Genomic DNA, 1,431 nt, shown 5'->3' with positions numbered 1-1,431 from the left:
CACCCGAGCAAGACTGGGACCGATACAAGGACACCTATTCCAACATCGCAGAACCCGGCTACTTCTCCGGCCGAGTCGCCGAACTCGACCAGTTAGTGGAGAGCAGGACCCTGGCCGAATCCGTACCGGGGCGGACGGCGCACTACTCACACCGCGAGCACATCGCGAACAGCGTCATCGACGGGAGAGCCATGCGGGCGCTATGCGGCGTGTTCTTCGTCAACACGCAACTGCCCGACGAATTACCACCCTGCCCTGCCTGCGTCGAGCAATGGAACCAATTGCCCAAGAGCCCCAGTCGCTGATGGCACGTGGCTCTCCGCTCCCCATCAACATCGGGCGGGCTTGCCGGCTTCCGCAGCGAGTACTTCACCGGAAGGCTGACCTGCCTCAGCGAGACAGGTGCGGCAGCGGCCCAAGGTCCGCATCCGCAGAGCCCCGCGCTTCTCGCCGCGCGGGGCGTCGGTTGTAGGTGGCGTCGGATCGCGATCGTCGGAACCACCGGCTGCGAGCCGCCGCAGTGCCTCGAGCGAGCGGTCGGAGACGGCCACCCCTCCCCCTGGTCTCCCCGACACCTGAGGCCCTGCCCCGGGATGCGCGCGCAGTCGGGTTCTGGGTGTACCTCGCCGAGCGCGTCGTGGTGCTCCATTACGACCGCCTTGATCCCGCCTTGATCCCACCGGCGAACAACTGCTGGCAACAGCCATCCAGGTGGTTCGGTTGCTCGCCCGCTTGGCCGCCACCTCTGGCGGCGCACTGGACGAGCGCGAGCAGATCCGCGACGGCATTGCGCGCATCGAGACGGCCCTGGGCCACCTGAAACCGTTACGTGCGGCGGTGACCGGCATCGAGAAGGAAACCGGGTTAGTTAGTACGCACGCATCGGAACTCGAGAACGAGATCCGACGCGTGATCATCGCCCTGACCGCCACGTTCAAGGCGGCAGGGTAGCCGCAGTCTGCGACAGCGGCTTGCGGACTAAACCCCACGCCGCTGTCGCAGCGTCAGAAACGATGTTGTCAAGGCGAGCATCCACATATCCGCCGCCAATGCGCTATGGACTGAAGGACGCCACTCCCTCTGTCCTCAATCGCGGCTACCGCGCGACGGCGCATGTGTGAAGTGAAATCGTCTGTGGGATAGAATCTTTCGAACGCTAGACACCTTCGCTGGATGGAGCCACTGCCGACAAACCCCACCTGTGCACGCATTTTTTGGTCTTCAGTCCACTACCGCACGCGCACGGAGCGTTGCGTTCGGATCGCTTAAGGATCAACGGATCCTGCAACACGACAGGTCCTTTCAGCCCGCCAGTGAGGCATATTGCGTGTGATCAGGCGGATTCCAGTCAACGTCGCAACAGCCGAAGACTATTTCGGAGGTTGCGATGGGAGCGGAGCGGAAGACCCGGCGACGCGGACGCCCAAGTGG

At 63.9% G+C, this 1,431-nt stretch carries 2 protein-coding genes; both read left to right on the top strand.

The window, feature by feature from the left end; genetic code table 11:
• Window positions 1-305, top strand: a 305-nt coding sequence (locus AC2VON_RS24160) for a DUF3039 domain-containing protein (RefSeq protein WP_486955101.1), incomplete at its 5' end; no start/stop codon positions are given.
• A gap of 415 nt (window positions 306-720) precedes the next feature.
• Window positions 721-951 carry a hypothetical protein gene (locus AC2VON_RS24155; protein WP_486955100.1) on the top strand — a complete coding sequence of 77 codons (231 nt, stop codon included), beginning with the start codon at window positions 721-723 and terminating at the stop codon, window positions 949-951.
• Window positions 952-1,431 lie beyond the last annotated feature (480 nt).

Source organism: Mycobacterium sp. TH-M82 (assembly GCF_057473605.1).
This window is presented reverse-complemented; position numbering and strand designations above follow the sequence as displayed.